Annotated in this window: 23 protein-coding genes; 16 read left to right on the top strand and 7 right to left on the bottom strand. The window is 54.9% G+C overall.

What is annotated here, in order from left to right:
* From ACT3RT_RS00535 to ACT3RT_RS00565, 7 genes are all read left to right on the top strand, one after another.
* Entirely contained in the window at positions 1-450 is a 450-nt protein-coding gene (locus ACT3RT_RS00535; RefSeq protein ID WP_496202350.1) for a hypothetical protein, read from the top strand.
* Between the two features lie 394 nt (positions 451-844).
* The gene (locus ACT3RT_RS00540) at positions 845-1,315 is read left to right on the top strand and encodes a hypothetical protein (protein ID WP_496202351.1); all 471 of its coding nucleotides are present in this window, start codon (positions 845-847) and stop codon (positions 1,313-1,315) included.
* A 353-nt stretch (positions 1,316-1,668) separates the two neighbouring features.
* Positions 1,669-3,432 (top strand): type VI secretion system baseplate subunit TssF, encoded by a 1,764-nt coding sequence (tssF, locus tag ACT3RT_RS00545; RefSeq protein WP_485900836.1) that lies wholly within the window; start codon positions 1,669-1,671, stop codon positions 3,430-3,432.
* Positions 3,396-4,472 carry a type VI secretion system baseplate subunit TssG gene (gene tssG / locus ACT3RT_RS00550; RefSeq protein ID WP_496202352.1) on the top strand — a complete coding sequence of 359 codons (1,077 nt, stop codon included), beginning with the start codon at positions 3,396-3,398 and terminating at the stop codon, positions 4,470-4,472. The genes tssF and tssG overlap by 37 nt, the downstream gene beginning before the upstream one ends.
* The gene (tssJ, locus tag ACT3RT_RS00555) at positions 4,402-4,983 is read left to right on the top strand and encodes a type VI secretion system lipoprotein TssJ (protein ID WP_496202593.1); all 582 of its coding nucleotides are present in this window, start codon (positions 4,402-4,404) and stop codon (positions 4,981-4,983) included. Before tssG ends, tssJ begins: the two co-directional genes overlap by 71 nt.
* Entirely contained in the window at positions 4,983-5,417 is a 435-nt protein-coding gene (gene tssE / locus ACT3RT_RS00560; RefSeq protein WP_496202353.1) for a type VI secretion system baseplate subunit TssE, read from the top strand. Before tssJ ends, tssE begins: the two co-directional genes overlap by 1 nt.
* A 33-nt stretch (positions 5,418-5,450) precedes the next feature.
* Complete coding sequence (locus tag ACT3RT_RS00565; RefSeq protein ID WP_496202354.1) at positions 5,451-6,815, top strand: VasL domain-containing protein; 1,365 nt, start codon at positions 5,451-5,453, stop codon at positions 6,813-6,815.
* A 73-nt stretch (positions 6,816-6,888) separates the two neighbouring features.
* Here ACT3RT_RS00565 and ACT3RT_RS00570 read toward each other — a convergent pair whose 3' ends face one another.
* Positions 6,889-7,971 (bottom strand): oxidoreductase, encoded by a 1,083-nt coding sequence (locus ACT3RT_RS00570; protein ID WP_496202355.1) that lies wholly within the window; start codon positions 7,969-7,971, stop codon positions 6,889-6,891.
* Positions 7,964-8,731, bottom strand: a complete 768-nt coding sequence (locus ACT3RT_RS00575) for a DeoR/GlpR family DNA-binding transcription regulator (RefSeq protein ID WP_396130514.1) — start codon at positions 8,729-8,731, stop codon at positions 7,964-7,966. Before ACT3RT_RS00575 ends, ACT3RT_RS00570 begins: the two co-directional genes overlap by 8 nt.
* A 259-nt stretch (positions 8,732-8,990) precedes the next feature.
* Here ACT3RT_RS00575 and ACT3RT_RS00580 point away from each other — a divergent pair, with 259 nt between their 5' ends.
* Positions 8,991-10,043, top strand: coding sequence for an alpha/beta fold hydrolase (locus ACT3RT_RS00580; RefSeq protein WP_496202356.1), 1,053 nt, complete (start codon positions 8,991-8,993; stop codon positions 10,041-10,043).
* Between the two features lie 10 nt (positions 10,044-10,053).
* Here ACT3RT_RS00580 and ACT3RT_RS00585 read toward each other — a convergent pair whose 3' ends face one another.
* Positions 10,054-10,383 (bottom strand): hypothetical protein, encoded by a 330-nt coding sequence (locus ACT3RT_RS00585; protein ID WP_353502312.1) that lies wholly within the window; start codon positions 10,381-10,383, stop codon positions 10,054-10,056.
* A gap of 329 nt (positions 10,384-10,712) precedes the next feature.
* Here ACT3RT_RS00585 and ACT3RT_RS00590 point away from each other — a divergent pair, with 329 nt between their 5' ends.
* Complete coding sequence (locus tag ACT3RT_RS00590) at positions 10,713-12,149, top strand: YadA-like family protein (RefSeq protein WP_496202357.1); 1,437 nt, start codon at positions 10,713-10,715, stop codon at positions 12,147-12,149.
* 60 nt (positions 12,150-12,209) lie between these two features.
* Entirely contained in the window at positions 12,210-12,641 is a 432-nt protein-coding gene (locus ACT3RT_RS00595; RefSeq protein ID WP_496202358.1) for a hypothetical protein, read from the top strand.
* Positions 12,642-12,662: 21 nt separating this feature from the next.
* On the opposite strand, the gene ACT3RT_RS00600 is transcribed toward ACT3RT_RS00595, so the two are convergent.
* Both ACT3RT_RS00600 and ascF read right to left on the bottom strand, forming a co-directional pair.
* A complete protein-coding gene (locus ACT3RT_RS00600) occupies positions 12,663-14,093 on the bottom strand; it encodes a 6-phospho-beta-glucosidase (protein WP_496202359.1) in 1,431 nt (476 codons plus the stop codon).
* A 24-nt stretch (positions 14,094-14,117) separates the two neighbouring features.
* Positions 14,118-15,569: a PTS cellobiose/arbutin/salicin transporter subunit IIBC gene (ascF, locus tag ACT3RT_RS00605; protein ID WP_496202360.1), complete on the bottom strand. Its 1,452-nt coding sequence runs from the start codon at positions 15,567-15,569 to the stop codon at positions 14,118-14,120.
* Between the two features lie 280 nt (positions 15,570-15,849).
* Here ascF and ACT3RT_RS00610 point away from each other — a divergent pair, with 280 nt between their 5' ends.
* Positions 15,850-16,869: a LacI family DNA-binding transcriptional regulator gene (locus ACT3RT_RS00610; RefSeq protein WP_353502317.1), complete on the top strand. Its 1,020-nt coding sequence runs from the start codon at positions 15,850-15,852 to the stop codon at positions 16,867-16,869.
* 93 nt (positions 16,870-16,962) lie between these two features.
* On the opposite strand, the gene gdhA is transcribed toward ACT3RT_RS00610, so the two are convergent.
* On the bottom strand, positions 16,963-18,306 hold the full coding sequence (gene gdhA, locus ACT3RT_RS00615) for an NADP-specific glutamate dehydrogenase (RefSeq protein WP_496202361.1): 1,344 nt from the start codon (positions 18,304-18,306) through the stop codon (positions 16,963-16,965).
* Positions 18,307-18,720: 414 nt separating this feature from the next.
* Between gdhA and ACT3RT_RS00620 the strand changes: the two genes are divergently transcribed.
* From ACT3RT_RS00620 to ACT3RT_RS00640, 5 genes are all read left to right on the top strand, one after another.
* Positions 18,721-20,814: a sensor domain-containing protein gene (locus ACT3RT_RS00620; protein WP_496202362.1), complete on the top strand. Its 2,094-nt coding sequence runs from the start codon at positions 18,721-18,723 to the stop codon at positions 20,812-20,814.
* Positions 20,815-20,978: 164 nt separating this feature from the next.
* Complete coding sequence (gene fhuF, locus ACT3RT_RS00625) at positions 20,979-21,737, top strand: siderophore-iron reductase FhuF (protein ID WP_486030564.1); 759 nt, start codon at positions 20,979-20,981, stop codon at positions 21,735-21,737.
* A 166-nt stretch (positions 21,738-21,903) separates the two neighbouring features.
* Positions 21,904-22,212: a hypothetical protein gene (locus ACT3RT_RS00630; RefSeq protein ID WP_034790896.1), complete on the top strand. Its 309-nt coding sequence runs from the start codon at positions 21,904-21,906 to the stop codon at positions 22,210-22,212.
* Between the two features lie 247 nt (positions 22,213-22,459).
* On the top strand, positions 22,460-23,806 hold the full coding sequence (locus tag ACT3RT_RS00635) for an MFS transporter (RefSeq protein ID WP_353502321.1): 1,347 nt from the start codon (positions 22,460-22,462) through the stop codon (positions 23,804-23,806).
* 8 nt (positions 23,807-23,814) lie between these two features.
* Positions 23,815-24,687, top strand: a complete 873-nt coding sequence (locus tag ACT3RT_RS00640) for a MurR/RpiR family transcriptional regulator (protein WP_496202363.1) — start codon at positions 23,815-23,817, stop codon at positions 24,685-24,687.
* On the opposite strand, the gene ACT3RT_RS00645 is transcribed toward ACT3RT_RS00640, so the two are convergent.
* Complete coding sequence (locus ACT3RT_RS00645; protein WP_496202364.1) at positions 24,684-25,772, bottom strand: iron-containing alcohol dehydrogenase family protein; 1,089 nt, start codon at positions 25,770-25,772, stop codon at positions 24,684-24,686. The two genes, ACT3RT_RS00640 and ACT3RT_RS00645, sit on opposite strands and share 4 nt — an antisense overlap.
* Positions 25,773-26,360: the final 588 nt, after the last annotated feature.

Raw genomic sequence — 26,360 nt, forward strand, 5'->3', positions numbered from 1 at the left:
ATGAGAAAACCAATATTAGTCTCGACTTTAATTGTTGCATTATTTTTCACATCATTCTATATAATAAGTTTACTAAAGCCGAAAATATTGATCCACAACAATACAAGTCATAATATTTATATATACTTTGGCGAAAGTACATATGATGTAGACCCAAGCGCCGAAGAGGTTGATAAGATAATAAAAAGAAGACCCAACGAGCTCATGCCCGGCCAAAAAATAATGTTAAAACCTTCTTTAAAAAGATTATTAGCCAACGATTCGGAAGTGGGTGTCGGTTGGTATATTGGAGGGCAATATGAATATAATTCAATCAGCACATCGGGGCAATTATTTAAACTCTCCAAACAAGAAGGAAACTGCTCAATATCAATTATCATTAAAAGCGACACGGCTATTTTAAAGAAAGAGAACAAAACCATCTGTTACCAAAAACTTCATGCATTTTAAACAAGTTTATGATACCTATTAGCGAGCATCGTAGAGAAATCATGAGATATTCATTTAAAAAAAATACATACTTCGCTGGGTGATGATAATCGTAGCTTGTTTTGTTTATTTTACCTTAATAACAATAACATCGTTCCAAATAGGTGCATTTTATGAAAATCAAAGCATAAAACTCACTCCCCCAACTTCATTAAAAGAATATTATGATGCAATCGACGCTCTAACCAGTGCACTCGATAGTATCAATCGGGCATCTATTTATGGCTTTGTCATATCCATGTCCATTATCTTGTTTTCTTTTAAGAAAATTAGATAGGCATGATATTACTTAGGTTATGAGATCTAAAAGTGATATTTGATAAAAATTAGTTGAGACAACTCTAAAGGATCCTAAGTGAGAATGCCAATAATAATGATTACAGCAACTGTAATACTTTTAGCAATCATTACTGCTAAATTAGATCTCGTCAAGCCTACAATACTTATATCAAACAGTACAAAACATAACATTTACTTGTACTCTGGCGAAAGCATATATGGTGTTGAACCTAATGAAGAGGAAGTTGAAGAAATAATGAACGAGACACCTCAAATCATTAAACCCAATGAGTTAAAAAGGATATCGCCTTCTATTTTTAGGATGATGAAAAATAACACAAGGATAGATATAGGTTGGAGTGTTGGTAACAGACAATCTTATTACTCCATCAGCAGTGGCGGACAAGCATTCACTCTCTCATCTGATGGAAGGATTTGTAAAGCATTAATAACCATATATGAAAAAAGATCTACCCTTGAAGAAATAAAGCGTGGATTCTGTTATAAAAGAATAACTCCATTCAGAGACACCTATGGACAGAACTAGAATAAATGACTTTATCATCTTAAATATTAAAAGTAACTTAGGGTGATTGACTGTCAGTTCAATAACCCTCACTTTTACCTGGCCATCCTCTTTGATAATTTCCATTATTGTAATAAGCGTTGTATTAATTCTTATACCACTGGATATCAAATATACCTTTGAACCTAACTTTGGGAATAGAGAATAGATTTTCTTAATTGAGGAACTATATCATATCGTTTACACGTTTTATTGGGTTTCGATTATCTCCTTCATCAAAATAACCACATTCATGCTCTTTATGTTCATGCGAACTTTAAAGAAAATAAAAGCTTAAAACTTCTCCAACCACCACTCTTTATCATTGAGATCCCATGGACGACTTAACCCTGCGTTATTTTGACGCCGAAATGCGTTACCTGCGCGAAGCGGGCGAGGAATTTGCTCGTGCGCACCCTGACCGCGCTGCCGGATTGAATCTGGATAAAGTCGGGGCTCGCGACCCCTATGTTGAACGCCTGTTTGAAGGCTTTGCTTTCCTGATGGGCCGCCTGCGGGAGAAGCTTGATGATGACCTGCCGGAGCTTACCGAAGGGCTGGTCAGCCTGCTTTGGCCGCACTACTTGCGCACCATCCCTTCCCTGTCGATTGTGGAATTCACCCCAGACTGGCGGGAAATGAAGGAGCGGATGACGATGCACAAAGGGTTCGAAGTTTTGTCGCGCCCGATTGGTGAACGCGCAACGCGCTGCCGCTATACCACGACTCAGGACATCGAGCTGCTGCCGATCTCGCTACAACGCGCCGCGCTGGACAGCGAGCCTGACGGTCGCTCGGTGATTCGCTTGCGTTTTAACTGCGGCGAATTGGCTGACTGGAGCAAAATTAGTCTCAAGCATTTGCCGATCTATCTTGATGCCGATGCCCCGCTGGCCTGCGCCCTGCATGAAGCGTTGACGTTAAATACGGCCAAAATGTGGATCCGCCTGCCGGGTCAGGCCGACCGTCAGCTGTTAGACGGCTTTTTCGCCCCGCAGGGTTTTAGCGAGCAAGACCAGCTGTGGCCGAAAGGCGATACAGCATTCAGTGGCTACCAGCTTTTGCTGGAATACTTCACTTTCCGCGAAAAGTTTATGTTCGTCGCCCTGGAAGGATTGGAATCGGTGGCGCTGCCGAACGCACTTCCATGGTTCGAGATTGACGTGGTGCTGGAAAAACGCTGGGAGCACGACTTCTCTTTCTCAGAAAAAAACCTGCGCCTGCACTGCGTGCCGGTGATCAATTTGTTCTCGCTGGAGTCGGATCCTCTCACCCTCTCCTCTTTGCAGACGGAATACCTGCTGCGCCCAATGCGGGTGCAGGATGGCTATACCGAAATCTACTCGGTGGACTCGGTTATTTCGTCGAAGCACTCGGGTTATCAGGTGTACGTGCCTTTCACCAGCTTCCGCCACAAAGGGGGCATGCTGCGCCACAACGCGCCGGAGTATTACTACCACACGAGGGTGAAACGCGGTCCTTCGGGGCTGCATGACACTTGGCTGGTTCTCGGTGGGGAAGCTTTTGACAACCACACGGTGCCGGAAAATGAAAATCTTTCCCTTAGCCTAACGGGCACCAACGGCCAACTGCCGCGCAAATCCTTGCAGAGCACGGTGCTGGATACCGTCGTCAAATCCACTGGCGCCAACGTGCGAATGCGAAACTTGTCCGTGCCGTCGATGCCCTGTTACCCGCCAAATCGCGATCGTTTTCACTGGCGGGTGCTCAGCCATCTGGGCAGCAGCTTCCTATGGATGATGGACAGTGCCGAAGTGCTGCGCGGCACGCTCGCCCTGTATGACTGGACGGAAAGCGAGATGAACCGCCGCCGTCTGGATGCCATTGCCGACGTTAAACACAGCGAAATTGAGCGTTTTGAACGGGGGTATTTGCTGCGCGGCGTGCACATTGAAATCACCCTCGACAGTAATGGATTCGCAGGCACGGGGGATATCTGCCTGTTCGGCGAAATGCTTAGCCGCTTCTTCGCACTGTATACCGATATTCATCTCTTTAACCGCCTGACCCTGATACTGCAACCCACCGGAGAACGACTTGAATGGGAAGAGAATCACAAAACCCGCCTTCCCGGCTAAGTGCCAGGCTGGAACGGGATATCGGCAAGATTAATTTCTTCCGATTTTGCCAGTTGCTCGAACAACCCGGCATGCCAAAACTGGGAAGTACCGCCAACCCAGCGGACGATCCGGTGCGTTTTCGGCCCCATCCTGGGATGGGTTTTCCCGTCAGCGAACTCAAGGCGCTGGAAACCGATCCCGACGGATTGCCGACGGTACGCACCACCTTTATGGGGCTGTATGGCGTAGATTCCCCACTGCCAACATCCTATATCGACGACATCACCCAGCAGCGCGAAGGTCACGAGGCGCTGGCGGGTTTTCTCGATATTTTCAACCACCGCGTCATGACTCAGTTTTATCGCATCTGGCGCAAATACTCCTATCCGGCGACCTACGAGGCGGGCGGCAAAGACAGTATTTCGCAGAATCTATTGGGCCTGATTGGTATGGGAATTCCCGGCTCGCAGCAGCATTTTGCTACGCCGACGTCGAGATTTTTGGCGCTGCTCGGCGTGATGCGCCAGCCGGGCAGAACGGCTGAAGGCGTGCAGGCACTCGTGCGATTACTGGCTCCGGCAACGCGGGCAGATGTCACACCACATTGCTTGCGCACTGTACGTATTGCCTCACCGATGGCATTTACCGACGAGGGCGCCGACTGGCTGCGCGACGCCACCGTATTGGGTGATGAAGCCACCGATGCCAACAGCCAGTTGCTTATCTCACTGCACACTGAAGATAGTGAAGAAGCCAAGGAATGGCTGCCGGATGGCTCGATTTATGCCGATTTTCTGGTGTTGTTGCGCGTCTACCTGGGCTGGCGCTACAAGGCACGCATTCAACTGACCGTCCCCATTCGCCTGCTTCCTACTCCCATCTTGGGAGATACGCCGATTTGGCTAGGGCTCACCGGCGTACTGGGGCTGGATGAAGAAGCTTCAACCCAAGACATACCTGATTATTTTACCGTGGAGCTGAGCCTTTATAGCGGCATGGCTACCCACAAGCCTCAAGAAGGAACACCGCGTGTTATTAAATACCGTTTGGAAAAGTAAAATCGGACTCCCCGTCTTGGCTCTGTTATTGAGCGGCTGCGGGCTGACTCAAACCGTAACGGATGGCACCGTTGCTGCCACTAAATCGATATTCTATAAGCAGATAAAAGTTCTACATCTCGATTTTACCGCCCGTGAAGCACTGAACACAGATGATAACGAGCAGAACTCTTCCTCCGAGCCGGTGATGGTGCGGGTCTATCAGCTACGCGACGACAAAACCTTCCAGAAAACGGTTTATCAACAGCTCGCCGAAGATGGCGAAGACGCGCTGAAAGAGGAGCTTCTGGCGACTCGCAGCCTAGTGGTGAAGCCGGGAACCTCGGTGTCACTGGACATGCCAATGGAAAAAGACGCCAAGTTTGTAGCCATCGTCGGCCTATTCCGCCATCCGGATATGAATAAAGACCACTGGCGGCTGCTGATCAATCGCGAAGAACTCGATCCCGATTCCCCTCGCGTCATTGAGCTGGGTAACAATAACCTGACGCTGCGCGCGGAGAAAAAGTGATGTCGCAAAGTCACTCGCCCTCACTCTACGAAATGCTGCTAGGCAACTTTGCCGGGGGGCTTAATCTGCAACAAGTCAGCGAGCAGGATCAGGTGATCCTCTCGGTACTCGACAATATGCAGCGTATTCTCAACTGTCGCGCGGGGACGCTGAGCCATTTGCCGGACTACGGGTTGCCGGACATGAGCAAAATCCTGCAAGGGATGCCCGGCACCGCGCACTCTCTGCTGACCACGCTTTCGCACACGCTGTTGAAATATGAACCTCGGCTTAAAAAGATTAAGGTGATCCTGCTGCCACAATCCGCGCCGGGCCAGCTGGAATACGGCATTCACGCCGAGCTAAAGGAGTTCGGGCTGGTGCATTTCGGCACGGCTTTTATGCCCGAAGGCCGGGTGCTGATCCGCCATTTAAAACAGCAGCAGTATCTCTAACCCCCCTACGACACGTCTGAAAGGAATCGATCAATGTCTATTGAGCGCCAGCTACGCACGGGTGGCGATCCCCGTCAGCTCGCTGATTATCGCGTTATCCGTGAAGAACTCGGCAAATTAACCCATCCGGCACGGCCAGAAGTGAACTGGCATAAGGTCGAACAGCTGTGCCTCAATCTGTTCCAGCAAAACGGAATCGAGCTGCAAACCGCCTCTTGGTATACCCAGGCGCGAGTGCAGCTGGCCGGTTTATCTGGTTTGATCGAGGGGTTGGCTATTCTTGAAGCCCTGCTGTCTCATCAATGGTCGGGGCTGTGGCCGCAGGCGGTGCATGCGCGCATCGAGATCCTCAACGGCCTCAGCCAGAGGTTGCAGCAGGCTCTGCGCTGTATGACGTTAGAATACCGCGACCTGCCGCAGATTTATCAGGCAGAAAAGCTCATCAACTCACTTTGCGACCAACTTCAGCGCCTTGAGCTGAAACATCTCAGCCAGTTGCAGGCTCTGAGTCGGCTGCTGCAAAACGCCGCGGTGCGGCTCGAAAACAGTCAGGACACCAGCGAGAGCGCCGTGGTGCTGCCCCCGTCGGCAGAGGTTGCTGCAACCGAAATGCCCATCGATCAGGATCGGCGCTGGGTGTATGTGGCACAGGCCGAACCGGCCACGCCCCGGGTAGTGATTGCCCCGGCTGAGGCTAAACCCCCTGTCCAGTGGAAAGGGTTCGTGGCGGGCGTGTTGGTCACGGTGATAGTTGGCAGCGGTATCTCGGCGAGCATCAAGACCTATAAACATTCTCCGGTTAACCAACAGCTGGCAGCGACTTTGCCCGTTTTGCCACAGCCGGTGAGTTCGCAGGAGCTGGCCGCGCTGAAGATCCAATACGCCGAGCAGCTGAATAAAGCCGCGCCGGCGTTTATCGCCAGCACCCAGCGCCAGACCGAGCAGCTTGCCAGACTGTCACCGCGCTGGGCGTTGGATAGCGGCACGCGGCTGGCCGAGCAGGCACAAGCCCTGTGGCCCACGGATCCAGCGGCCATCGCGCTCGCAAAAAGCTGGAATCAGCAGCTGAATGCCAACGCCGCGCCGCTAGACAGCCTAAACGGCTGGCACTCGGCCAGTACCCAGCTTCAGCAACTTGCCGATAAGCTAAACGGTTTAGACGAGCAGCGCGGAAAGTACATGACCGTCTCGCAGCTCAAATCCTCGGTATTCGCCATCCAGCAGGCACTGAACGCCGCGCCGCCGGTGGAAGAGTCGCTGCGAAAACTGGCCGCAGCGCGCCAGCAGAATGATCAAGTGCCGCCACAGCTGGTGAAGCAGCTGGATAACCAGTTTGTTCAGCTGCTGAGTCGGTATGTCTTGTTGGCGCCACTAAATGACAGCTCAAAAGCCAACTGAGCCTGACTCGAAGCCACAAAAAAGCCGCCCATCTCAGGCGGCTTTTGCATTTATTGGCGAACCACCAAGGCCATTAACGCAAGCTGGCTTGCTCGTCGCTGGTCAGATCCAAGGATTGGGATTGTCCCGTCTCGGAGGATTTTACCGCCGCTTCCAGCACGGCCATCACGGCCAAGGCTTCAACCGCAGGCACCGGGTTGGCGCGCTCGCCGTTTAAAGCGTCGCGAACTTGCATATAGTACTGGCGCTGATCGCCGTTCGGGGTGGCGATAGTGCGCGACGGGTGGGTGCCTTCAAACAGCACCAAGGCATCATCATCCTGCCCCCAGACATCACTTCCCGGAACCACGCCCGCCAACAGTTGGCTCTCCTGGCGGTCGGCGTTGGCCTTCACCACACTTCCTTTCTCGCCGTGAACCGCAAAGCGGGACGCGCCGCCTGCCACCAGCATGCTGCAATGCAAAATCACTTTATGCGTCGGGTAGTTCAGCACCACGTGTGCCCAGTCGTTGATCTCCGCGTTCGGGCGCAGCGTGGCAATATTGCCCTGCACCGTCTGCGGCAGGCCGAACAGTTGCAGCGCCTGATCAATCAGGTGTGGGCCGATGTCGAACCACAGGCCGCTGCCCGGCACGTTTTGCTCACGCCAGCGCACCCGCACTTCTGGACGGAAACGGTCAATGTGCGACTCAAAATGCGCCACTTTGCCAATCAGCCCCTGCTCAATCACCTGCTTCACGCCGAGGTAATCACTGTCCCAGCGGCGATTGTGGAACACCGACAGCAGGCGCTGTTGCTTATCCGCCAGCGCAATTAGCTCGCGCGCTTCCTGCATATCCAATGTAAATGGCTTATCCACCACCACGTGCTTCCCCGCCTCCAGCGCCACTTTGGCCAGCGGCGCGTGGGTGGCGTTAGGTGACGCGATGACCACCAGATCCACATCAGGATGGCGGATAGCCTCTTCTGGAGAAGCAATCACCAGAGCCCCCGGCAGGTCCGCATGGACTTTATCGGCATCGCGCGAGGCAACCACCAGCAGGTTTAAGCCCGGCGTCGCGCCGATCAGCGGCGCATGGAAGGTCTTGCCAACAAAGCCGTAGCCGATTAACGCCACGTTGAGGCTTTTAGTGGCGGTGCGGGTCGTTTCACTCATGGTTTTCTCCTTGCGTCCCCGAGGCGGTGACGCTGACTTTGATCGAATCTTGCTCACCCAGCTCGCCCCACGGGCGGTCGATGAACAAGTGATGAATATCAGTTAGCTCCGCCACCAGATGCGGCTCGCAGCGATTGAGTTTGAGGTGATCGGCGACCAACCAGTGGGCGGCGCTCAGCTTGAGCATGGCGCGTTTCACTTCGGCATCCGCCTCCTGACTGGCACTCAGGCCAAGCTGGGCGTGGATAGCGCAGGCCCCCAGCACGGCGATATCTGCACGGTAGTGGGCCAGCATCGCAAGGGTGGCGCTGCCGGCAAACAGTCGCTGTTTGGCATCCCAGCTGCCGCCGAGCAGGATCAGCTGAATGTCCGCCCGCTCGCTCAGGCACTGGGCGATATCCAGCGAGGTGGTGATGACGGTCATCGGCCCGCGCAGGGCATCCGCCACCGCCAGCACCGTGCTGCCCGCATCAAGGAAAATCGTGCTGCCTGCGGGGATCTGCGCCGCCACGGCCTGCCCCAGCGTTCGCTTGGTGGTAGCAAGCAGATGGCTACGCCCCTGACGGTTCATGGCCGACAGGTCTAAGGCAATCGCCCCGCCGTGGTTTTTTTGCGCCAGCCCCTGACGCTCAAGGTCCGCCAGATCGCGCCGCACGGTATCCGCAGAAACCTGCATTTTTTGCGCTAAATCCGCGACACTCACTTGCCCTTTTTCACTGAGCAGTTCCAGCAAAACCTGCTGGCGAGCCACTTTGTGCATTCGCCCTCCACTCACAAATAACAGCAGAAAAACGCAATATACTGCAAAAAGTAGCAAGTGTGAACGACCATTTTGCCGAATGGCATAGAAGGTTAAAGGGCTTACGGCACAGTTCAGATACCTGAACATACAATTGAGCGGCTAAACCGACACACAGGAGATACATCGCCCGTTTTAAATAAAGAGGTGCACAGAGCAGTGTCATCTCGCGCGTCATTCTGCTGCATATCGATCCATCTGACCTTTGAGGAAGAGAGCTATGCCAGACATTGATAACCCTGCCCGCCGCCGCTTTATTCAGACCGCCGCAGCCGGACTTGCCGCTTTTGAGCTGGGGCTGACGGCCTTACCTGCCAGTGCAAATTCCGGCACAGCTGGCGCATTGCCCGCAGCTTCTGGCAACAAAGTGCTGGGCACCTTTAAAAATATTCAGCAGATCCGCGCCGGAGATTTAAACATCGGTTATGTGGATGTCGGGCCGAAAAACGGTGAACCGGTGTTGTTGCTGCACGGCTGGCCTTACGATATCTACAGCTTTTTTGATGTCGCGCCGATCCTGGTGTCAGCGGGATACCGCGTGCTGATCCCTTGGCTGCGCGGTTACGGTTCGACGCACTTTCTCTCAGAATCTACGCCGAGAAACGGCCAGCAGGCAGTGGTCGCGGTAGATGCGATTGCATTTTTAGACGCGCTGGGGCTTGAGAAGGTGGTGGTTGGCGGATTTGACTGGGGCGCGCGCACCGCCAATATTCTCGCAGCAATTTGGCCTCAGCGTTTTAAAGCCTTGGTGTCGGTGAGTGGCTATTTGATTGGTAGCCAAGCCGCCAATAAGAAGCCACTGCCCCCTGCGGCCGAGCTGGCGTGGTGGTATCAGTTCTACTTCGCCACCGAGCGCGGTCAGGCGGGATATGCCGCCAATACGGAAGCTTTCGCCAAACTCATCTGGCACACCGCCTCGCCAAAATGGCAGTTCAGCGACGAAGAGTTCGCCCGTTCGGCTCAGGCGCTGCACAACCCGGACCACGTAGCGGTGTCGATCCACAACTATCGCTGGCGTCTGGGTCTGGCCGAGGGTGAGTCAAAATACAATGATTTGGAGAATCGCCTGGCTGCTTCCCCACTGATTAAGATCCCGACTATCACCCTAGAGGGCGACGCTAACGGCGCGCCGCACCCTGCTCCTGAAACTTATGCCAATAAGTTCACGGGTAAGTATCAGCATCGAACCATCGGCGGTGGCATAGGCCACAACCTGCCGCAAGAGGCACCCGAGGCTTTCGCGCAGGCGATTTTGGATGTGGCGAATGGGTAGAGGTGTGGGATTAGCTTTTACTCAGCAGCTTTCGAATCGGCAGGCTTGGCTCTTTCTTGATGGTTTGCAGAAACTCCTGCGCGCGCTCGTTTAGCGCGTATTCTGCCGTCATGCCGAAATCTTGGACATAGGCCCACTTGGAGAACATCACCGGATCGCTCTCTTTCATAAACCACAGCATCTTGATGGCCGTCACCGCCACGGCGGGAATTTGCGTCACCGTGCCATTCAGCCACTTATTCAGCGTTGATCGCTGGACGCCGAGTAGAATACATAACGCGGGCTGTTCAATCCCTAAACGTGCCACGTAATCATGAAACTCTTTTGCTTTAACCGCCATAGACTTAGCTCCCTTCATTTTTTGCCTGCCGCATTCTACTCGCATCTTGTAGGGTTTTCATAGCGTAGCGAACCGCTACAATCTACACGACCTAAAAATCCATTAGCGCCCATAAAAACCATCTATTAGCGACAAAATAGATGTTCCAGTAAAACCTATTCACGTAGCTATTAAAGCTTACATTTCTTGACAATGGTCAATCTTATAGCTGATGACTAAGGCAAGTCATATTCACCCTGTGTATGCTTCGTCAAACCTAGCCAAATATGAAGCTAAGAGAAATATTTTTTGTATCTAATGGATACTTATTTCAAGGGAGAAATAAAGACGTGTCGCAAAAATCTCAAAACCGTAATGCGGAAATCATCAAAGCCTTTATTGCCGGAAATACCAATAAAGCCGAGCTGGCGCGCTATTTTGGTGTTTCACCTTCGACGATTCGCCGCGTCCTGTCTGGCGTAATGATGGTGTTCGTTGCGGCGACAGTTGCAGAGCCTGCAAGAGCCGGGTTAACCGGACTAGAGCTTGATGCCGCTAACCAGTTTATTTCGGAACATAATGATATGCCGCAGTACATGCGGAGTGCCATCCTCGGTGGTGACAGCTTGGCAACCGTGAACCAACAGCTGTTTGGCGCAAGTTATAATGTTCAGCAAACCAATCAACTGGTCCGTTTTGATGATCCTCACGAAATTAAGCTCTTATCCACTCCAACCTCATTCGACACGACCTCTACCCTGACACCAGTCGTTAGCACTGCCCCTTCTCAACCTGTTGCCGAACCTGATCCGCAGATTAAGATCAACACGCTAGCGATTCATGATGACCATCAGCTTATCAACAGTCTAGGGACCCAACTCGATAATGAAGATCATCAGGTTTCCAGCAATACTCGACGCATTAGTGAATTAGAATCCCAGCCCCTGCCCCATGATGGCGTCGATGGTAAAGATGGGGTTGACGGTAAGGATGGTATCGACGGCAAAGACGGCGCGACGGGTGCCACCGGCGCTCATGGACGCGACGGTGTTGATGGCAAAAATGGTATCGACGGCAAAGATGGCGCTGATGGCAAAGACGCTGATATGACGCAGGTTCATCAAGCAGAGAAGAATTCCGAAGTCGCCTTATCATCTGCATCTGCGGCAACCTCGACTGCGGCTAATGCCCAGAAATCGGCTGAAGGCATTGCGAAACAGCAGGCCATTATCTCAGGCGATCGCTACCAATCCATGCTACATGCCAGAGCGCATTCGGAAATGACTGCCGAAGTCACGGCTGAGGAAAAGCAGACCCAGCAACAAATTCAAGCGACCGAGGCGAAGACTCAGCAAGCTGCCCAACAGCAGCAGCGCCGAGCCAACTACTACGACCAGCAGATCAACGCGCTGAACAGTCAGGCGGAGCAGAATCACGCAGAAGTCTTGTCAGAATCCCACGCGCGCGCGGCGGGCGATCAGCAGACGTTGCAGCAGTCGCAAAACTACACCAATCAGAAATTCTCCGACCTTAAATCCCAAGTGGACGATAATAAGAAGCAGGCGAATGCCGGCATTGCTGGCGTCGCGGCGATGGCGAACATCCCGCAGGTGTCGCAAAACGCCACCTTCTCGGTGGGTGCCGGTGCGGGTGAATATGCATCAGAGGCGGGAATTGCCGTAGGCTTCTCGGCTCGCATCAACCATAGCTGGGTGACGAAAGCCACTATCGCCGGGACCACCTCCAATGACCCGGTGATTGGCGCAGGTTTCTCCGCCGAGTGGTAAGAGTGATTCAACGGGCGGGGTTAAAGCCTCTCCGCGATTAAGCAGTAGAAAAGAGAAATAATGATGATGATGAAAGCGATGAGTTTAGTTTTAGTGGCGATGGCGGCGGCGGGTTGCAGCTCCTCGGCATCGCGCATGGCGGATTGTCAGGCGCAGGGCATCTCGAAAGACGCCTGTTACATTGCCGAGCAGAACCGTCAGGCCAGCATCACCAGTGCGGCTGAAAATGCCGCGCTGCGCAATGCCGCCGCGCAGTATGCGCAGGCCACGCCGAAATACAAAAAAGTTACCGCGCGAATCGACGGGATCGACATCAAAATCTATCCCGCCGACAAGCAGGGTTACATTGAATCCACGGCGGCGGCGCTGGTTGAAGAAAACGCCGATGCTCAGGTCTATCAGAAAGGCATTTTTACCGCCATCTGGTACAAAAGAACGCACCAAGTGGCGCTGCTGCGCGACGGCAAGTTTGTGGCGAAAACCAAGATTTGACCACCCGCTAGCGCGGCGGGCTTAATCCAAATCCGCCCCGTTGCTGGCAATCACCTTCTTATACCAATAGAAGGATTTTTTGCGGGTGCGCGCCAGCGTGCCCTGCCCGGCGTCGTCGCGGTCGACATAGATAAAGCCGTAGCGTTTGCTCATCTCCCCGGTCGACGCCGACACCAAATCAATGCAGCCCCACGAGGTGTAACCCATCACAGGGATGCCGTCTTCGATGGCTTCGCCCATGGCTTTGATGTGCTCGCGCAGATAGCTGATGCGATAGTCGTCGTTGATTTCCCCTTGCCCGTTGACCACGTCTTTGGCCCCTAAACCGTTTTCCACCAGAAATAGCGGCTTTTGGTAACGGTCATACATCATGTTCATGGTGATGCGCAGGCCCAGAGGATCAATGCCCCAGCCCCACTCGCTGCTTTCGATATAGGGGTTGCTCAGGGATTTAACGATATTGGCCGCGCTGCTGTTGTTCTCATTCATCTCCGCCGAGGCGCAGCGCGAGGCGTAATAGCTGAAGGAGACGAAATCCACGGTGTTTTTGAGAATGTCGTCATCGCCCGGCTCGGTATGAATCTCAATCCCCTGCTCTTTAAACTGGCGGCGGGTGTAAGACGGATAAGCGCCGCGCGCCTGCACGTCGATAAAGAACAGGTTTTCGCGGTCTTTTTGCAGCGCTGCCCACACGTCTTCTGGTTTACAGGTTCGCGGGTAGAAATTCCCCCCGGCCAGCATGCAGCCCACTTGGTTGTGCGGGTTAATCTCATGGGCAATTTTGGTGGCGAGCGCGCTGGCGAGAAGCTCGTGGTGCGCCGCCTGATATTTCACCTGCTGCTTATTCTCTCCCTCCTCAAACGCCAATCCCGCGCCGGAAAACGGGCTATGTAGCAGAATGTTAATCTCATTGAAGGTCAGCCAGTACTTCACCAGCCCGTCGAAAGCTGTAAAGCAGGTGCGGGCGTAGCGGGTGAAAAACTCCACCATTTTGCGGTTACGCCATGAACCATATTCGGTGACCAGATGCATCGGCACGTCGAAGTGGCACAGCGTCACCAGCGGCTCAATATTGTGCTTTTCGCATTCGGTAAACAGATCGCGATAGAAGGCGATGCCCTCGGCGTTGGGCGTCAGCTCGTCGCCCTGCGGGTAGAGGCGGCTCCAGGCAATGGAGGTGCGAAACACGCTGAAGCCCATCTCGGCCATTAGCGCGATATCTTCTTTATAACGATGATAAAAATCGATCGCCTGATGGCTAGGGTAAAACTCGTCTTCGCGCAGGGTAAAGCGTTTTTCCAGCCCGGTTTTCACTGCCAGCCGATGTTCGCCGTGAGGCAAGGTGTCTACCGTCGCCAGCCCTTTCCCCCCTTGGTTTACGCCGCCCTCGGCCTGATTGGCGGCAATCGCGCCGCCCCATAAAAAACCGTCAGGAAATGTGGATGTGTGCATCAGAGGTCCTCTCTCGTTACTCAATCAAATATTTTTTAGTGGCGTCAGCGGGTTATTTTCTGGCTGAGTTGTTTCACTTTTTGGCTGCTCGACGGGGATATCTTCGAAGCCGAGCAGCAAGGTGGTGATAAAGGAGATCACAACAGCTAGCACCATCACGGCGAACACCCAGACGATGCTCATTGGATTGCTTGGATCGAAGAATTGCACACTGGTGAACAGCCCCGGCGAGGCCATGGAGTGGCTGGCAAGGCCGCCAATCCCGGCGATACCGCCACAGATAAAGCCGCTAATCAGGCAGGCAATCAGCGGGCGTTTTAGGCGCAGCGCCACGCCATACAGCGCCGGTTCAGAAATCCCCGCAACAATCGCCGAGGCCGCTGCCGCCAACGCGGTTTGGCGCAATTCCGGGTTTTTAGTGCGCCACGCTACCGCCAGCGATGAACCGCCGAGCGACAAGTTGGCACCGATTTCCGATGGCATCACCATCGCCTCTTTGCCAGTTTCGGCAATGGTTTGAATAATGGTCGGGGTAAACACCCGGTGCATGCCGGTCATCACCAGCAGCGGCCAGATAGCCCCCATGATTGCAACCGAGAGCCAGCCGAGATAGCTATGAACGGTGTAAACCAGCGCGGAAATGCCGCTGCCGATCCAGATACCCAGCGGGCCAATCAGCATGATGGCGATCGGTGCGGCGATCAGCACAATCAGCATTGGCTTGAGGAAGTTTTTAGTCACCGCAGGGGTGATTTTGTCCACCCAGCGCTCAATGTAAGAGAGCAGCCAGGTCATGCACAGCGCGGGGATCACGGTGTAGGTATATTTCACCGCCGTCACCGAGAAGCCGATAAACTCCACCGGCTGGCCCTGCGCGGCTTTCGCCATCAGGTCGATAAAGTTCGGGTGAACCAGCACCCCGGCGATAGCAATAGCCAGCGACATATTGGTTTTAAATTTGATTGCCGCCGAGGCCGCCACCATCACCGGCAGGAAGAAGAAGGCACCGTCGCCAATCACGTTGAGGATAATCAGCGTCGACGAGCCTTTGTCAAAGACGCCGGTCATGTCCAAAATCATCGCCAGCAGCTTGACCATCGAGCCGCCAATGATCGCCGGGATCAGCGGCGACATGGTACCTATCAGCGCGTCGAGAATGCCCGCGCCAATGCGCCTCAGCGTCAGGCGTTTTTTCTCCGGCTGCGCGGGCTGCCCCGTCGCGCCCTGCGGCAAAAGTTTCACCACCTCGGCATAAGCCTGAGAAACCGTATTTCCAATAATCACCTGACACTGCTGGTCAGTATTGACCACGCCCATCACGCCGCTGATGGCTTTCAGCCGCGCCAAATCCACGGCGGTTTCGTCCACCAGCGTGAAGCGCAGCCGGGTCATACAGTGAGTCACCGCCGCCACGTTGCCCGCGCCGCCGACGGCGTCGACAATGGATTGCGCTACTGCCGCATAATTTTTTGACATGAGTGGTAATTCCCTCGTAGAGACGCATTATTTTTTTAAATTCATGGCGTTATGTACTGATGCAGGGATGAAACTCAGCGTTCCGTGATGAGTTTCAAGAAATAAGTAACCGGTTCCACATAAGAGTGTTCATATGCGAGAATGAGTTCAAGAGCTTGAAGGGCAGAATTTTTGATTTGTGATCTTGATCGGCTTGGGCAATTCGTGGCGCACAAGCCATGCCTAAGGGCGTGGGCTGCGTGTAGAATGACAATAATTTTCAAGGATTCAGGAACACCCGATGTCTACGATGAAAGAAGTGGCGATGAAGGCAGGTGTCTCAAAGGCCACCGTGTCACGGCTGTTGTCAGGGAAAGGGTATGTCAGCGAGGCCACCAAGGTCGCGGTCTATCAGGCGATTGAAGAGGCGGGATATCGGCCCAATTTGCTGGCCCGCAATCTTGCAACCAGCAAGTCCCAGTGCATTGGCTTGGTTATCACCAACACGCTGTATAACGGCAGCTACTTCAACGAATTGCTGTCTCAGGCGGCCAAAAAGCTCGAGGACAACGGGCGGCAGCTGATTCTGGTCGACGGTAAACACAGCGCCGAGGAGGAGCAGCAGGCGATTCAGTTCCTGCTCGATTTGCGCTGCGACGCGGTGATTGTCTACCCGCGCTTCCTGACCGTGGATGCCATGGACGCCATCATCAGCCAGCACAAGCAGCCGATCATGGTGGTGAACAGAAAGCTGCGCAGCCACCAGAGCCACTGCATCTTCTGCGACCACAAAGGCTCGAGTTTTCAGGCTACCCGGCATCTGCTGGCCCAAGGACATCGCGATATCGCCTTTATCACCGGCTCCCTCGACTCCCCGACCGCCATTGAGCGCCTGTCGGGTTATAAAGCAGCGCTAGAGGCACAGGGTTTGCCTATTCGCCAAGAGCTGATTGTTAAAGGGAAATGGACCCCGGCCAGCGGCGCGGCGGCGATAGAATCCCTGCTGGCGGCCAATACGCCCTTTAGCGCGATTCTGGCCAGTAACGATGATATGGCGATTGGCGCGATGAAAGCCCTGCACGCCGCCAAACTCAGCGTGCCGGAAAACGTCTCGCTGATGGGCTTCGACAACATCCCCACCGCCCCCTTCTTGCAGCCCGCGCTGTCGAGCATTAAAGACCCGGTCAGCGGCATGGTGAACGAAGTAATTAATCGCCTGATCGCCATGCTCGACGGCGGCTATCTGTCGCAAAACAATGCCTTTTCCTCAGAACTGATCCTCAGAGACTCCGTCGCCCCCGGCCCCTATTTCGGGCAATAAAAAATCCGCGACAAGCGCGGATTATTTTATTTTTTATGCTCCGAGGCATCTCCTAAATCATTCGTGTTGCAGGCACGAAGGATGACGAGGACGCTATAAAATACCCTGAGCTATCATCGCATCTGCGACTTTCACAAACCCGGCAATATTCGCGCCGTGCACATAATGCGTCTGCTTACCCTCGCCGCCGTGCTCGACGCAGGCTTCGTGGATATCACGCATGATGTGCTGCAAGCGGGCGTCCACCTTCTCGGCATTCCAGCTCATCCGCGCTGCATTCTGCGCCATCTCCAAGCCTGAAGTTGCCACGCCACCGGCGTTGGCCGCCTTACCCGGCGCGAACAGCACGCCTGCCGAGAGGAAGGCGTCGGTAGCCTGAATGGTGGTCGGCATGTTGGCCCCTTCCGCCACGGCTTTCACCCCGTTGGCGATCAGCCGATGCGCCGCGTCGATGTCCAACTCGTTTTGCGTGGCGCAAGGCAGCGCGATATCCACCGGCACGTTCCACGGCTGCTGGTCGGCCAAAAAGTCCAGACCGCGCTCGCGGGCGTACTCTTCGACACGGCCATAGCGGGAGTTTTTAATCTCCGCCAGGTGCGCAAGTTTGTCCGGCGTGAAGCCCGCTTCGTCCACCACCGTGCCACCCGAGTCAGAAGCGGTGATCACCCGCGCCCCCAGCTCCATGGCTTTTTCAATGGCGTACTGCGCCACGTTGCCCGCGCCCGAGACCGCCACTTTGCTATCAGCAAAGCCCAAAGCGTGGCGTTTTAACATCGCCTCGGTGAAGTAAACCAGCCCGTAGCCCGTGGCTTCAGGGCGGATCAGGCTGCCGCCGAATGACAACCCTTTGCCGGTGAACACGCAGGCAGTATTGTTGGAAAGCTTCTTCATCATGCCGGACATAAAGGCCACTTCGCGCCCGCCCACGCCAATATCCCCAGCCGGAACGTCAGTATCCGGCCCCAGATGGCGATACAGCTCGGTCATCAGTGCCTGGCAGAAACGCATGACTTCAGTTTTGCTTTTGCCTTTCGGATTGAAGTCAGAGCCGCCCTTGCCGCCGCCCATCGGCAGCGTGGTCAGGGCATTTTTGAAGGTTTGCTCGAAGCCGAGGAATTTCAAAATCGACAAATTCACCGACGGGTGGAAGCGCATCCCACCCTTGTAAGGACCAATCGCCGAGTTGAACTGCACGCGCCACGCGCGGTTAACCTGCACTGTGCCGCTGTCGTCAATCCAGGCCACGCGAAACTGGATCACTCTTTCGGGTTCAACCAGGCGTTCGAGCAGGCTTTGCTCGAGATAATGAGGATTTTGTTGCAGAAAGGGCCACAGCGAGGTGAAGACTTCGCGCACGGCTTGTAGGTACTCAGGTTGGTGGGCATCGCGTTGTTGTAACTGTTCTAAAAATGACTCCAGAGAAGTTAAACCATTCATCAGTAATTCCTTTTTTTCTAAAAACTCCCCCGGTAATTTTTTGTTCAAGCTTATTATGAAAACCTCCGGGGCCGATGTTGTGCCACCCGAATATAACATTGGTTCATATTCAGACTTCAAGGCGGATGGGCAAAAAGAGTGCAAATTTCCCCTAAAGTTTTCCCACCAATGGCCGATAACTCCCAGTTGTCACTTCGATTGAACATTAAAAATTTTGCTTAAGTCCGATCTTTTTACTGTATCTGCTTGAAAATAGGCTAGTTACTGCCAACACAAGGCGAACTAGGAATATTCTTATGATACCGTCTACCCCCACACATCACAGCAAAAATGCGTCGGGACAGACGCAACTTACAGCCGGCCTAGCGTTTGGGAGGAACCTGAACCTTAGCGGCACGCTATCAGGCAAAAAAGATGAACGAAGATTCTGATGTAATGTATCGGTTGCTGGTTCAAAGCGTTGAAGACTATGCCATTTATATGCTGACCCCCGAGGGTATCGTCGCTAATTGGAATGCCGGTGCGCAACGCGCCAAAGGCTATACGCGCGACGAAATTGTCGGCAAACACTTCTCCTGTTTCTATATCTCTGAAGACCGCGAGTGCGGCTGGCCCGCCCACGGGCTGGAAACCGCACGTCGCACCGGCCGCTATGAGTCCGAAGGCTGGCGACAACGCAAAGATGGCTCGCGATTCTGGGCGCACGTCATCATTGAGGCAGTGCGCGACGCCGGCACCTTGCTGGGCTTTGCCAAAGTGACCCGCGACGTCAGCGAGCGCCGCCTCTACGAGCAGGAATTACTGGCGGCGAAAGAGATTGCCGAAGCCAGCAATGAGAAAATGACCGCCCTGTCGCAGTTCCTCGACACGGTGATCGCCAATATCCCCTCTTCGGTCATTGTCGAAAATGCCGTCTCGCGGGAGATCTTGCTGGTCAACCGTCAGGCCGAATTGCTGCTGGGCAAGACGCGCGAACAGCTGATTGGCAATCGCCCGCAGGATTGCCTGAATCGCGGGATCAGCGATTATCTGAATAAACAGTCGGATGAGTGCCTGCGCTCCGAAGGCCTGCACAAAAGCGAGCAACAGCTGGCGACGCCGATTGGCGAACGCACGTTGCAAACCACCGCCTCGATGATTAATGGCAGCGATTCGCACACCAGCTATGTGTTGATGATTGCCGATGACGTCACCGACCAGCACGCGGCCAACGCCCGTATTCACCATATGGCGCACCATGACAATCTGACCAGCCTGCCTAACCGCGTGCTGTTCAGCCAGCGCCTGAACGAAGCCTTGCAGCTGTCGAAAATCACTCATCGCCTGACCGCCACGCTCTGTCTGGACTTGGATAACTTCAAGAATGTGAATGACGCCCTCGGCCACCAGATTGGTGACGAGCTGCTGCGCGGCATCGCCAAACGCCTGCGCTTTGTGCTGCGTGAGCGGGACACGCTGGCGCGCGTCGGCGGCGATGAGTTCGCCATCGTGCTGCCGAGCCTGCCTTATATCGACAAGGCCTACCAGATTGCCCAGCGGCTGATTGAAGCCGTGAAGCCGCCCATCACCATTGAAGGCCACTCGCTGACCGTCGGCCTGAGCGTGGGTATCGCCATCGCCGAAAACAGTGACGACACCCCGGAGCACCTGCTGCGCTGCGCCGATATGGCGCTGTACGAAGCCAAGCGCAACGGCCGCAATCGCTATGAAATGTTCCGCGAAGAGATGGACGAGGCTGCGCGCAAACGCCGCGATATTGAGCTGGATCTGCGCGACGCCATCACCAGCAAACAGCTGAAACTTTATTATCAGCCGATCACCGACAGCGCCCACGACGCGGTGATTGGTTATGAAGCCCTGATGCGCTGGAACCACCCGATTAACGGGCTGATCATGCCGATGGACTTCATCCCAATTGCCGAAGAGACCGGACTTATTCACAGTATCGGCGCCTATGCGCTGCACGAAGCCTGTCACGAAGCGGCCAGCTGGGTCGGCAATCAAACCATCGCGGTTAACCTCTCGCCGGTGCAGTTCAAAAATAGCTCGCTGATTTCAGTGATTGAGTCGGCGCTGAGTGAGTCCGGGCTGGCGCCGAATCGGCTGGAGGTCGAAATCACCGAGTCGGTTCTGCTCGACAATAACAACGCCAACGTGGCGACGCTGGCGCGCCTGAAGGAGCTGGGCGTGCGCATCGCGCTGGATGATTTCGGCACCGGTTATTCATCGCTGAGTTATCTGCGCTCGTTCCCTTTCGACAAAATCAAAATCGACAAGTCGTTTATCAATGATATGCAGGACAGCCGCGAGGCGCTGGCGATCATCCGCGCCATTACAGGCATGAGCCGCAGTCTGGATATCCAAACCACCGCCGAAGGGGTGGAGACGCCGGAGCAGTTCCGCCGCCTGAAAGAAGAGGGTTGCTCGCTGTTCCAGGGCTACTACTTTGGCCGCCCTCAGCCGTCTGAGTCGCGTTTGACCGGTTTCACCCCCGTCACCCCGCTGTAACTGCTGAAATATCAATGCTGACCGGGCGTGTTTCTGCGCCCGGACACATCCTCGCGGCAAACTCTTCCCAAATGCCAATACAAATAGAAATCATTATTATTTCACTTTATTATTCGTTACCCTGTTTCTATTAGCTTGGTTTATCAATCTCTCTGACAGCGACGATGCAAACAATTCTTGATAGTTTCCGCGATGGCCCGATTAGCTGGGTCGCCGACAGTTTTAAGCCAATGACGCCGCTGGTGACTAACGCCCTGCCGATGTCGCTGCTGACCACCGCCGACGGCTGCGCCAGTGTGCTCGAGCGTTATTTGACGCTGCACGCCGAAGACGCCAGCCACGTAGAAAAACGCCGCGCGCGCATCTCAATGTGGTCCCAGTGGTACTTCGCCAACCTGCTGCCGAGCTGGGTGATCATCTCCCTCAGCCACGGCTGGCAGCTGCCAATCGCCGCCGACAATGTCTATCTCGCCCTGCAAGATGAAGGTTTGCCGCACCAGATTTACCTCGATGGCCCCGGCGCGGCTTTTACTTCGCCGCAGCCGTTGGACCGTTTCGCAGAGATGATCGAACAGCATCTGCGCCCGGTGTGTCACGCCATGGCGGAGATTTCCGGCCTGAAACCGGGGATTTACTGGAGTAACGCGGGGATCCGCGTCGGATGGGGAATTAAGCAGGCGGAGCTGGTTAACGCAGATATCTCCGACGGCATGGCGCTGCTCAATGCCCGCGAGCTGCCGGACGGCGGCAAGAACCCGCTGTTTCAGCCGATGCGCCCGGAAAATCCGCTGGATGAGAACAGCCCGCAGTTCCGCCGCCAGTGCTGCCTGCGCTACGAATTAGCCGACCACGCCATGTGCCCTTCCTGCCCATTATTGCTAGCAGAACGCAAATCGGGGAAAAAACGCAAAAGTCCGGCCTGAGAACTGCTTACGTTTCCAGCACATACAAAAGCGCCTAAGCTTAGCGTAAAAAATCATTGGATCTTAAACTGAGAAAATTATAAGAATTGAGTTATAAGCCCCGCCAATCAGACAACTGACTGATGTCGGGGATAGACCAACGAGCTTTTCATTGAGAGAAACCATCATGAATAAGAAATCGCTGGCCTCAGATGTGCTCGGCACACTGGCGCAACCCGTTAGCCGTGTTTGGAATATGTTAACTGGCAAGCAAGAGCCACTCAGAGCAAGGATTGTTCACCGTTACGCCGTACCTTCGTCGCGCACTATCAGTGTTGCAGAAGGCTTCTTTGGGTTCATCCCCATCGAATCTTATGAAAACGAAAGATACATTCTGGAAGTGGCATACGCCGACCAGCAGTATCAGGTAGAAGTCCCGCGTAACTATTATCAGAAGAGCAACATTGGCGACGGCATTGATATCCATACGCTGTAACCCTGAAACTGACTGATAACCCTTTGATGTGAAAAAGGCTACTCCTGCGGGATGTAGCCTTTTTTATTGCCTTAATTCTCCCCCTCGGCATAAAAACCTCGGCCTGCCGCACAGTTTTGCTTAAATTTTCGCCAAAGCATGAAAATTATTGACATAATAACTTAGAGAATTAAGAAAATTGTTTACACGATTTTAACCCAACACCCGACACATTATAAAAACAAACCGACTTCCTCTGAGGTACTACATGACCACTTCTCAACCAGGTTCCACATCCACCTCCCTCCCCGAGACTCCCGCCGTTAGCGCCGCCCAGTCGCGGCGGGCGCTGGTTGCCGGTTCCGTCGGCAACTTCATCGAATGGTATGAGTTCGGCGTCTATGGCTATCTGGCGACGCTGATCGCCGGCAACTTCTTTACCCTCGAAGGGCAAAGCGGATTATCGGGGCTGATCCTCACCTATGCTTCCTTCGCGCTGGCATTCTTCTGTCGCCCGATTGGCGCGATTGTTTTCGGGCGAATTGGCGACCGCATTGGCCGCAAGCCGACGCTGATTGCCGTGGTCTTGCTGATGACCGTCGCCACGGCGCTGATTGGCCTGTTGCCAACCTACGCGCAAATTGGCGTCGCCGCACCGCTGCTGCTGACGCTGCTGCGCATGTTGCAGGGGCTGTTCGCCGGTGGTGAATTTGGCGGTGCTGTGTCCCTGATGACCGAGTTCGCCCCCAAGGGGAAACGCGGGCTATACGGCGCGTGGCAGTCCTTTACGGTTTCTCTCGGCCTGCTGACCGGCGTGGCGCTGGTCGCGCTGTTGGTTCACAACCTGCCGGACGCCGACATGAAATCCTGGGGCTGGAGAATTCCCTTCCTGCTGGCCCTGCCGATGGGCTTCGTGGCGCTGTGGCTGCGTTTAAAATTGGATGAGACACCCAGCTTTGAAGCCAGTAAGCAGACTCCCGCCAAAGGCCCAAAAAGCGCGGCGGATAAAGCCTCTGCGGCGGCCACTTTCAAAGCCATCGTGCTGGGAATTGGCCGAATGATGGGCTGGTCCGCCGGTGGCTACACCTTCCTGGTGGTCATGCCCTCTTATCTGCAAACCTCGCTGCACGCCACCTTCCTGCAAGCCTTGGTGGCCACGGTGTTGGCGAACGTCGGCTTTGCGCTGGCGATCCTACCTGCAGGTATCCTCAGCGACAAAATTGGCCGTAAAAAAGTGATGATTGGTGCCATGCTGGTGGTTATTCTGCTCACCTTCCCGCTGTTGCATCTGTTGCAAAATACCGAAAGCAGCCTGATTGCCAAAGGCATCGCAGTGCTGATCGCCGGTGCGGCCATCGGCATGATTGCCGGTCCCGGCCCGGCGATGCTGGCCGAAATGTTCCCGACCCGCGTGCGTTATACCGGCCTCGGCCTCTCCTACTCGCTGTCCAACGCCGTGTTCTCCGGCTGCGCGGGGCTGATTATCACCAGCCTTATCAAGCAAACCGGTAATTTGGATATCCCCGCCTATTACGTGGTGGCGACCTGCGTGGTTAGCCTGTTTGCGCTGATGACCCTGCGCAAAGACGACCACCTGCGCGAACTGGAAAAGTAGGCAATAAGATGAATACATTTTCGAGCTCTTTAGGTTTGGAAGCTCGCCTGCGGGCTTTGCAGGGCAGTTTTTCACAGGCAGAAGAGCGGGTGATTCGCCTGATAGCCGAAGACCCGCAGCGCGTCGCCAAGCTGAGCGTCACGGCGTTGGCTAAGCAGGCCGCCACCAGCAGCGCCACCGTGGTGCGAGCCAGCCGCACGCTGGGATTTGACGGCTACCCGGCGCTGCGTCTGGCGCTGGCGGCGGAAAACTCGCGCGCGGCTGCCCACTCCAACCCCCCCTTAGTGGCGGATATTAGCGATCAGGACAGTCCACAGCAGGTGCTGAAAAAGCTGTTGGCTTTTGAGGTGGAAGGGGCAACGGCGACGGCGGAGTTGATCGACGAAGGCAGTCTGGAGCAGGCGGTGGCGGCATTGAGCCGCGCCCGGCGCATAGACGTCTATGGCGTCGGCGCCTCGGCGCTGGTGGCTCAGGACCTGTGCCAGAAACTTCGACGTATCGGCATCGTCTGCCAAACCTACGGCAGCGGCGATGAGAGCCTGGTCAGCGCCTGCATGCTCGGCTCGCAGGACGTCGCTCTTGCCATCTCCCATTCGGGGGAAACCCTTGAGGCGCTTGAGCCTTTGCAGCAGGCGAAAAACGCCGGGGCCTATACGTTAGCGATCACTGCTAACGCGCGCTCTGCGCTGGCCCGTAAAGCTGACTGCCTGTTATTAACCAGCGGGCGGGAGCTGGGTTTTCGCGCGGCGGCGATGGCCAGCCGCACCAGCCAGTTGTTGATCATCGACTGTCTGTTTATTGGCGTTACCCAGCGACTGCCCGCCGCACGCGAGGCGCTACAGCGCACCCACGAGGTGGTTGCCAACCAGCGGAAACGCTAAATCAGGCTACGTCCCAGACTGTCGACCCTTTCTATTGCCGCCCTCATGGCGGCAAAATCCACGTCAAACGGCATATTGGCCATATCGGGCGCGGTCAGGCTGTGGTCAATTATGCTGGCGATATCCTGCTCGGTGAGTTCGGCAGAAAGCTGTGCCAGCTGGGTGGGAATAGCGCTGGCTCGCGCCAGTGCCAGCGCGGCGTGCAGTTCATCATCACTGCGGTTTTCCAGCGCCAGCAGGCACAGGTTGCCGAAGCCAACCAGCAAACCATGCGGGAAATGCCGCGTTTTGCTGCACACCGTGAAACCTTCATATAAGGCGTGAGCCGCGCCGGTATGCGCGCCATTGCTCATAATCGAGGTCAAACCGGCATAGAGGAAGATGGCGTCCAGCACCTGTTCCAGCGCGTTATTGGCTTTGCCCTGCTCCACCGCCAGGCAGGCATCGGCGGCAAAATGTTCAATTTGGGAAAAGCACAGCGCGCTGTTGGTCCGCGCCACGCCCGCCAGCCCGGTGAGATTATTTTCATCGCTGATGGCGCGGTATTCATACCATTTCGCCAAGGTGTCGCCGATCCCGGCCGCCAGCCAGTTAAGCGGCGCCTGAGCCAGTAAATCCGCATCAATCACCGCCGCCGCCGGGCCATAGGCCAGTGGCAGCATGTCGCGAAAACGGCCATCCTGATGGTAACGAAACGCCAGCGACGTCACCGCCGCACAGGTGCCCGGAATGCTCGGCAGCGTCACCACCGGCAGGTTACAGGCCACGCCCGCCGCCTTGGCGGTGTCCAGCGCCCGACCGCCGCCGGTGGCGATAATCACCTCGACGCCCTGCACCCGAAACGCATCCGCCAGCCGGGAGATCTCCTCCTGACAGCACTGGCCGCTGAGCACTGCATGTCCCAGATAGCTGACCATCTGCTGCTCGAGCTGGTCAATCACGCTCGCCTCAACGCTGGCAATCGCCCGTTTCCCGCCAACCAGCAATGCCCGCTGCCCCAAACGGCCACACATCGACCCTAAATGTTTTATCGCCCCGCGACCGCGCAGCACGCTAGCGGGGAATACCAAGCGATGAGTAAACATGGTGACCTTTTGAAATCGCAATAGGGTTAATGGAAGATTAGTCGTTGGCGGGGGGTTTTGCTGGTAAAAGGTTGGTGGCGGGCCAACTTCCGCTAAAAATCTTAAATTCAATTTCAACTACAAGGTCAAGGTCGAGGTCAAGGTCGTGGGTGTCGGCCCACACCGACCAAGGGAGGCGTAAACGCGCCTCCCTTGGAACCCTGCGTTTTTTCCGCTGTAAGATCGAGGCTGCGCAGGGTTGGAATGGACGTGTTTCAGGCACCTAAGTGACAGCCGCGAAATGCCGCCGCTTAGGCGGTTCCCTCAGTTCGGGCTTCGAGCCATAGGTCTCGAACCACTCCCTCGGCGTCACTTCTGAATGCGGCCTACTGGCATTTAAATCGTGCCGTTCCAGTTTTTTGGTTTGCTCCCTCCCCTATTTAGGTGGGGTGCTACTAACATAAGCCACTGAATCTTTTGCAATACTCCTCCCAGCCTCCTTATCAGTGAGCAGAAAAGAACTCCACTGAAACGGTTCGGTATAAATGCCAGTAGGCCGCATTCAGAAGTGACGCCGAGCAAGAGGTGGAAAACCGCGAGTCTTTTTTC

The organism is Ewingella sp. AOP9-I1-14 (genome assembly GCF_052375995.1).
In the GTDB taxonomy this organism is placed as follows: domain Bacteria; phylum Pseudomonadota; class Gammaproteobacteria; order Enterobacterales; family Enterobacteriaceae; genus Ewingella; species Ewingella allii.

What these genes read in the sequence shown, in the direction of transcription:
- ACT3RT_RS00535 (WP_496202350.1), top strand. Translation starts at nt 1, where the DNA reads ATGAGAAAACCAATATTAGTCTCGACTTTAATTGTTGCATTATTTTTC.
- tssF (WP_485900836.1), top strand. Translation starts at nt 1,669, where the DNA reads ATGGACGACTTAACCCTGCGTTATTTTGACGCCGAAATGCGTTACCTG.
- tssG (WP_496202352.1), top strand. Translation starts at nt 3,396, where the DNA reads ATGGGAAGAGAATCACAAAACCCGCCTTCCCGGCTAAGTGCCAGGCTG.
- tssE (WP_496202353.1), top strand. Translation starts at nt 4,983, where the DNA reads ATGTCGCAAAGTCACTCGCCCTCACTCTACGAAATGCTGCTAGGCAAC.
- ACT3RT_RS00565 (WP_496202354.1), top strand. Translation starts at nt 5,451, where the DNA reads ATGTCTATTGAGCGCCAGCTACGCACGGGTGGCGATCCCCGTCAGCTC.
- ACT3RT_RS00570 (WP_496202355.1), bottom strand. Translation starts at nt 7,971, where the DNA reads ATGAGTGAAACGACCCGCACCGCCACTAAAAGCCTCAACGTGGCGTTA.
- ACT3RT_RS00575 (WP_396130514.1), bottom strand. Translation starts at nt 8,731, where the DNA reads ATGCACAAAGTGGCTCGCCAGCAGGTTTTGCTGGAACTGCTCAGTGAA.
- ACT3RT_RS00580 (WP_496202356.1), top strand. Translation starts at nt 8,991, where the DNA reads ATGCCAGACATTGATAACCCTGCCCGCCGCCGCTTTATTCAGACCGCC.
- ACT3RT_RS00585 (WP_353502312.1), bottom strand. Translation starts at nt 10,383, where the DNA reads ATGGCGGTTAAAGCAAAAGAGTTTCATGATTACGTGGCACGTTTAGGG.
- ACT3RT_RS00595 (WP_496202358.1), top strand. Translation starts at nt 12,210, where the DNA reads ATGATGATGATGAAAGCGATGAGTTTAGTTTTAGTGGCGATGGCGGCG.
- ACT3RT_RS00600 (WP_496202359.1), bottom strand. Translation starts at nt 14,093, where the DNA reads ATGCACACATCCACATTTCCTGACGGTTTTTTATGGGGCGGCGCGATT.
- ascF (WP_496202360.1), bottom strand. Translation starts at nt 15,569, where the DNA reads ATGTCAAAAAATTATGCGGCAGTAGCGCAATCCATTGTCGACGCCGTC.
- ACT3RT_RS00610 (WP_353502317.1), top strand. Translation starts at nt 15,850, where the DNA reads ATGTCTACGATGAAAGAAGTGGCGATGAAGGCAGGTGTCTCAAAGGCC.
- gdhA (WP_496202361.1), bottom strand. Translation starts at nt 18,306, where the DNA reads ATGAATGGTTTAACTTCTCTGGAGTCATTTTTAGAACAGTTACAACAA.
- ACT3RT_RS00620 (WP_496202362.1), top strand. Translation starts at nt 18,721, where the DNA reads ATGAACGAAGATTCTGATGTAATGTATCGGTTGCTGGTTCAAAGCGTT.
- fhuF (WP_486030564.1), top strand. Translation starts at nt 20,979, where the DNA reads ATGCAAACAATTCTTGATAGTTTCCGCGATGGCCCGATTAGCTGGGTC.
- ACT3RT_RS00630 (WP_034790896.1), top strand. Translation starts at nt 21,904, where the DNA reads ATGAATAAGAAATCGCTGGCCTCAGATGTGCTCGGCACACTGGCGCAA.
- ACT3RT_RS00635 (WP_353502321.1), top strand. Translation starts at nt 22,460, where the DNA reads ATGACCACTTCTCAACCAGGTTCCACATCCACCTCCCTCCCCGAGACT.
- ACT3RT_RS00640 (WP_496202363.1), top strand. Translation starts at nt 23,815, where the DNA reads ATGAATACATTTTCGAGCTCTTTAGGTTTGGAAGCTCGCCTGCGGGCT.
- ACT3RT_RS00645 (WP_496202364.1), bottom strand. Translation starts at nt 25,772, where the DNA reads ATGTTTACTCATCGCTTGGTATTCCCCGCTAGCGTGCTGCGCGGTCGC.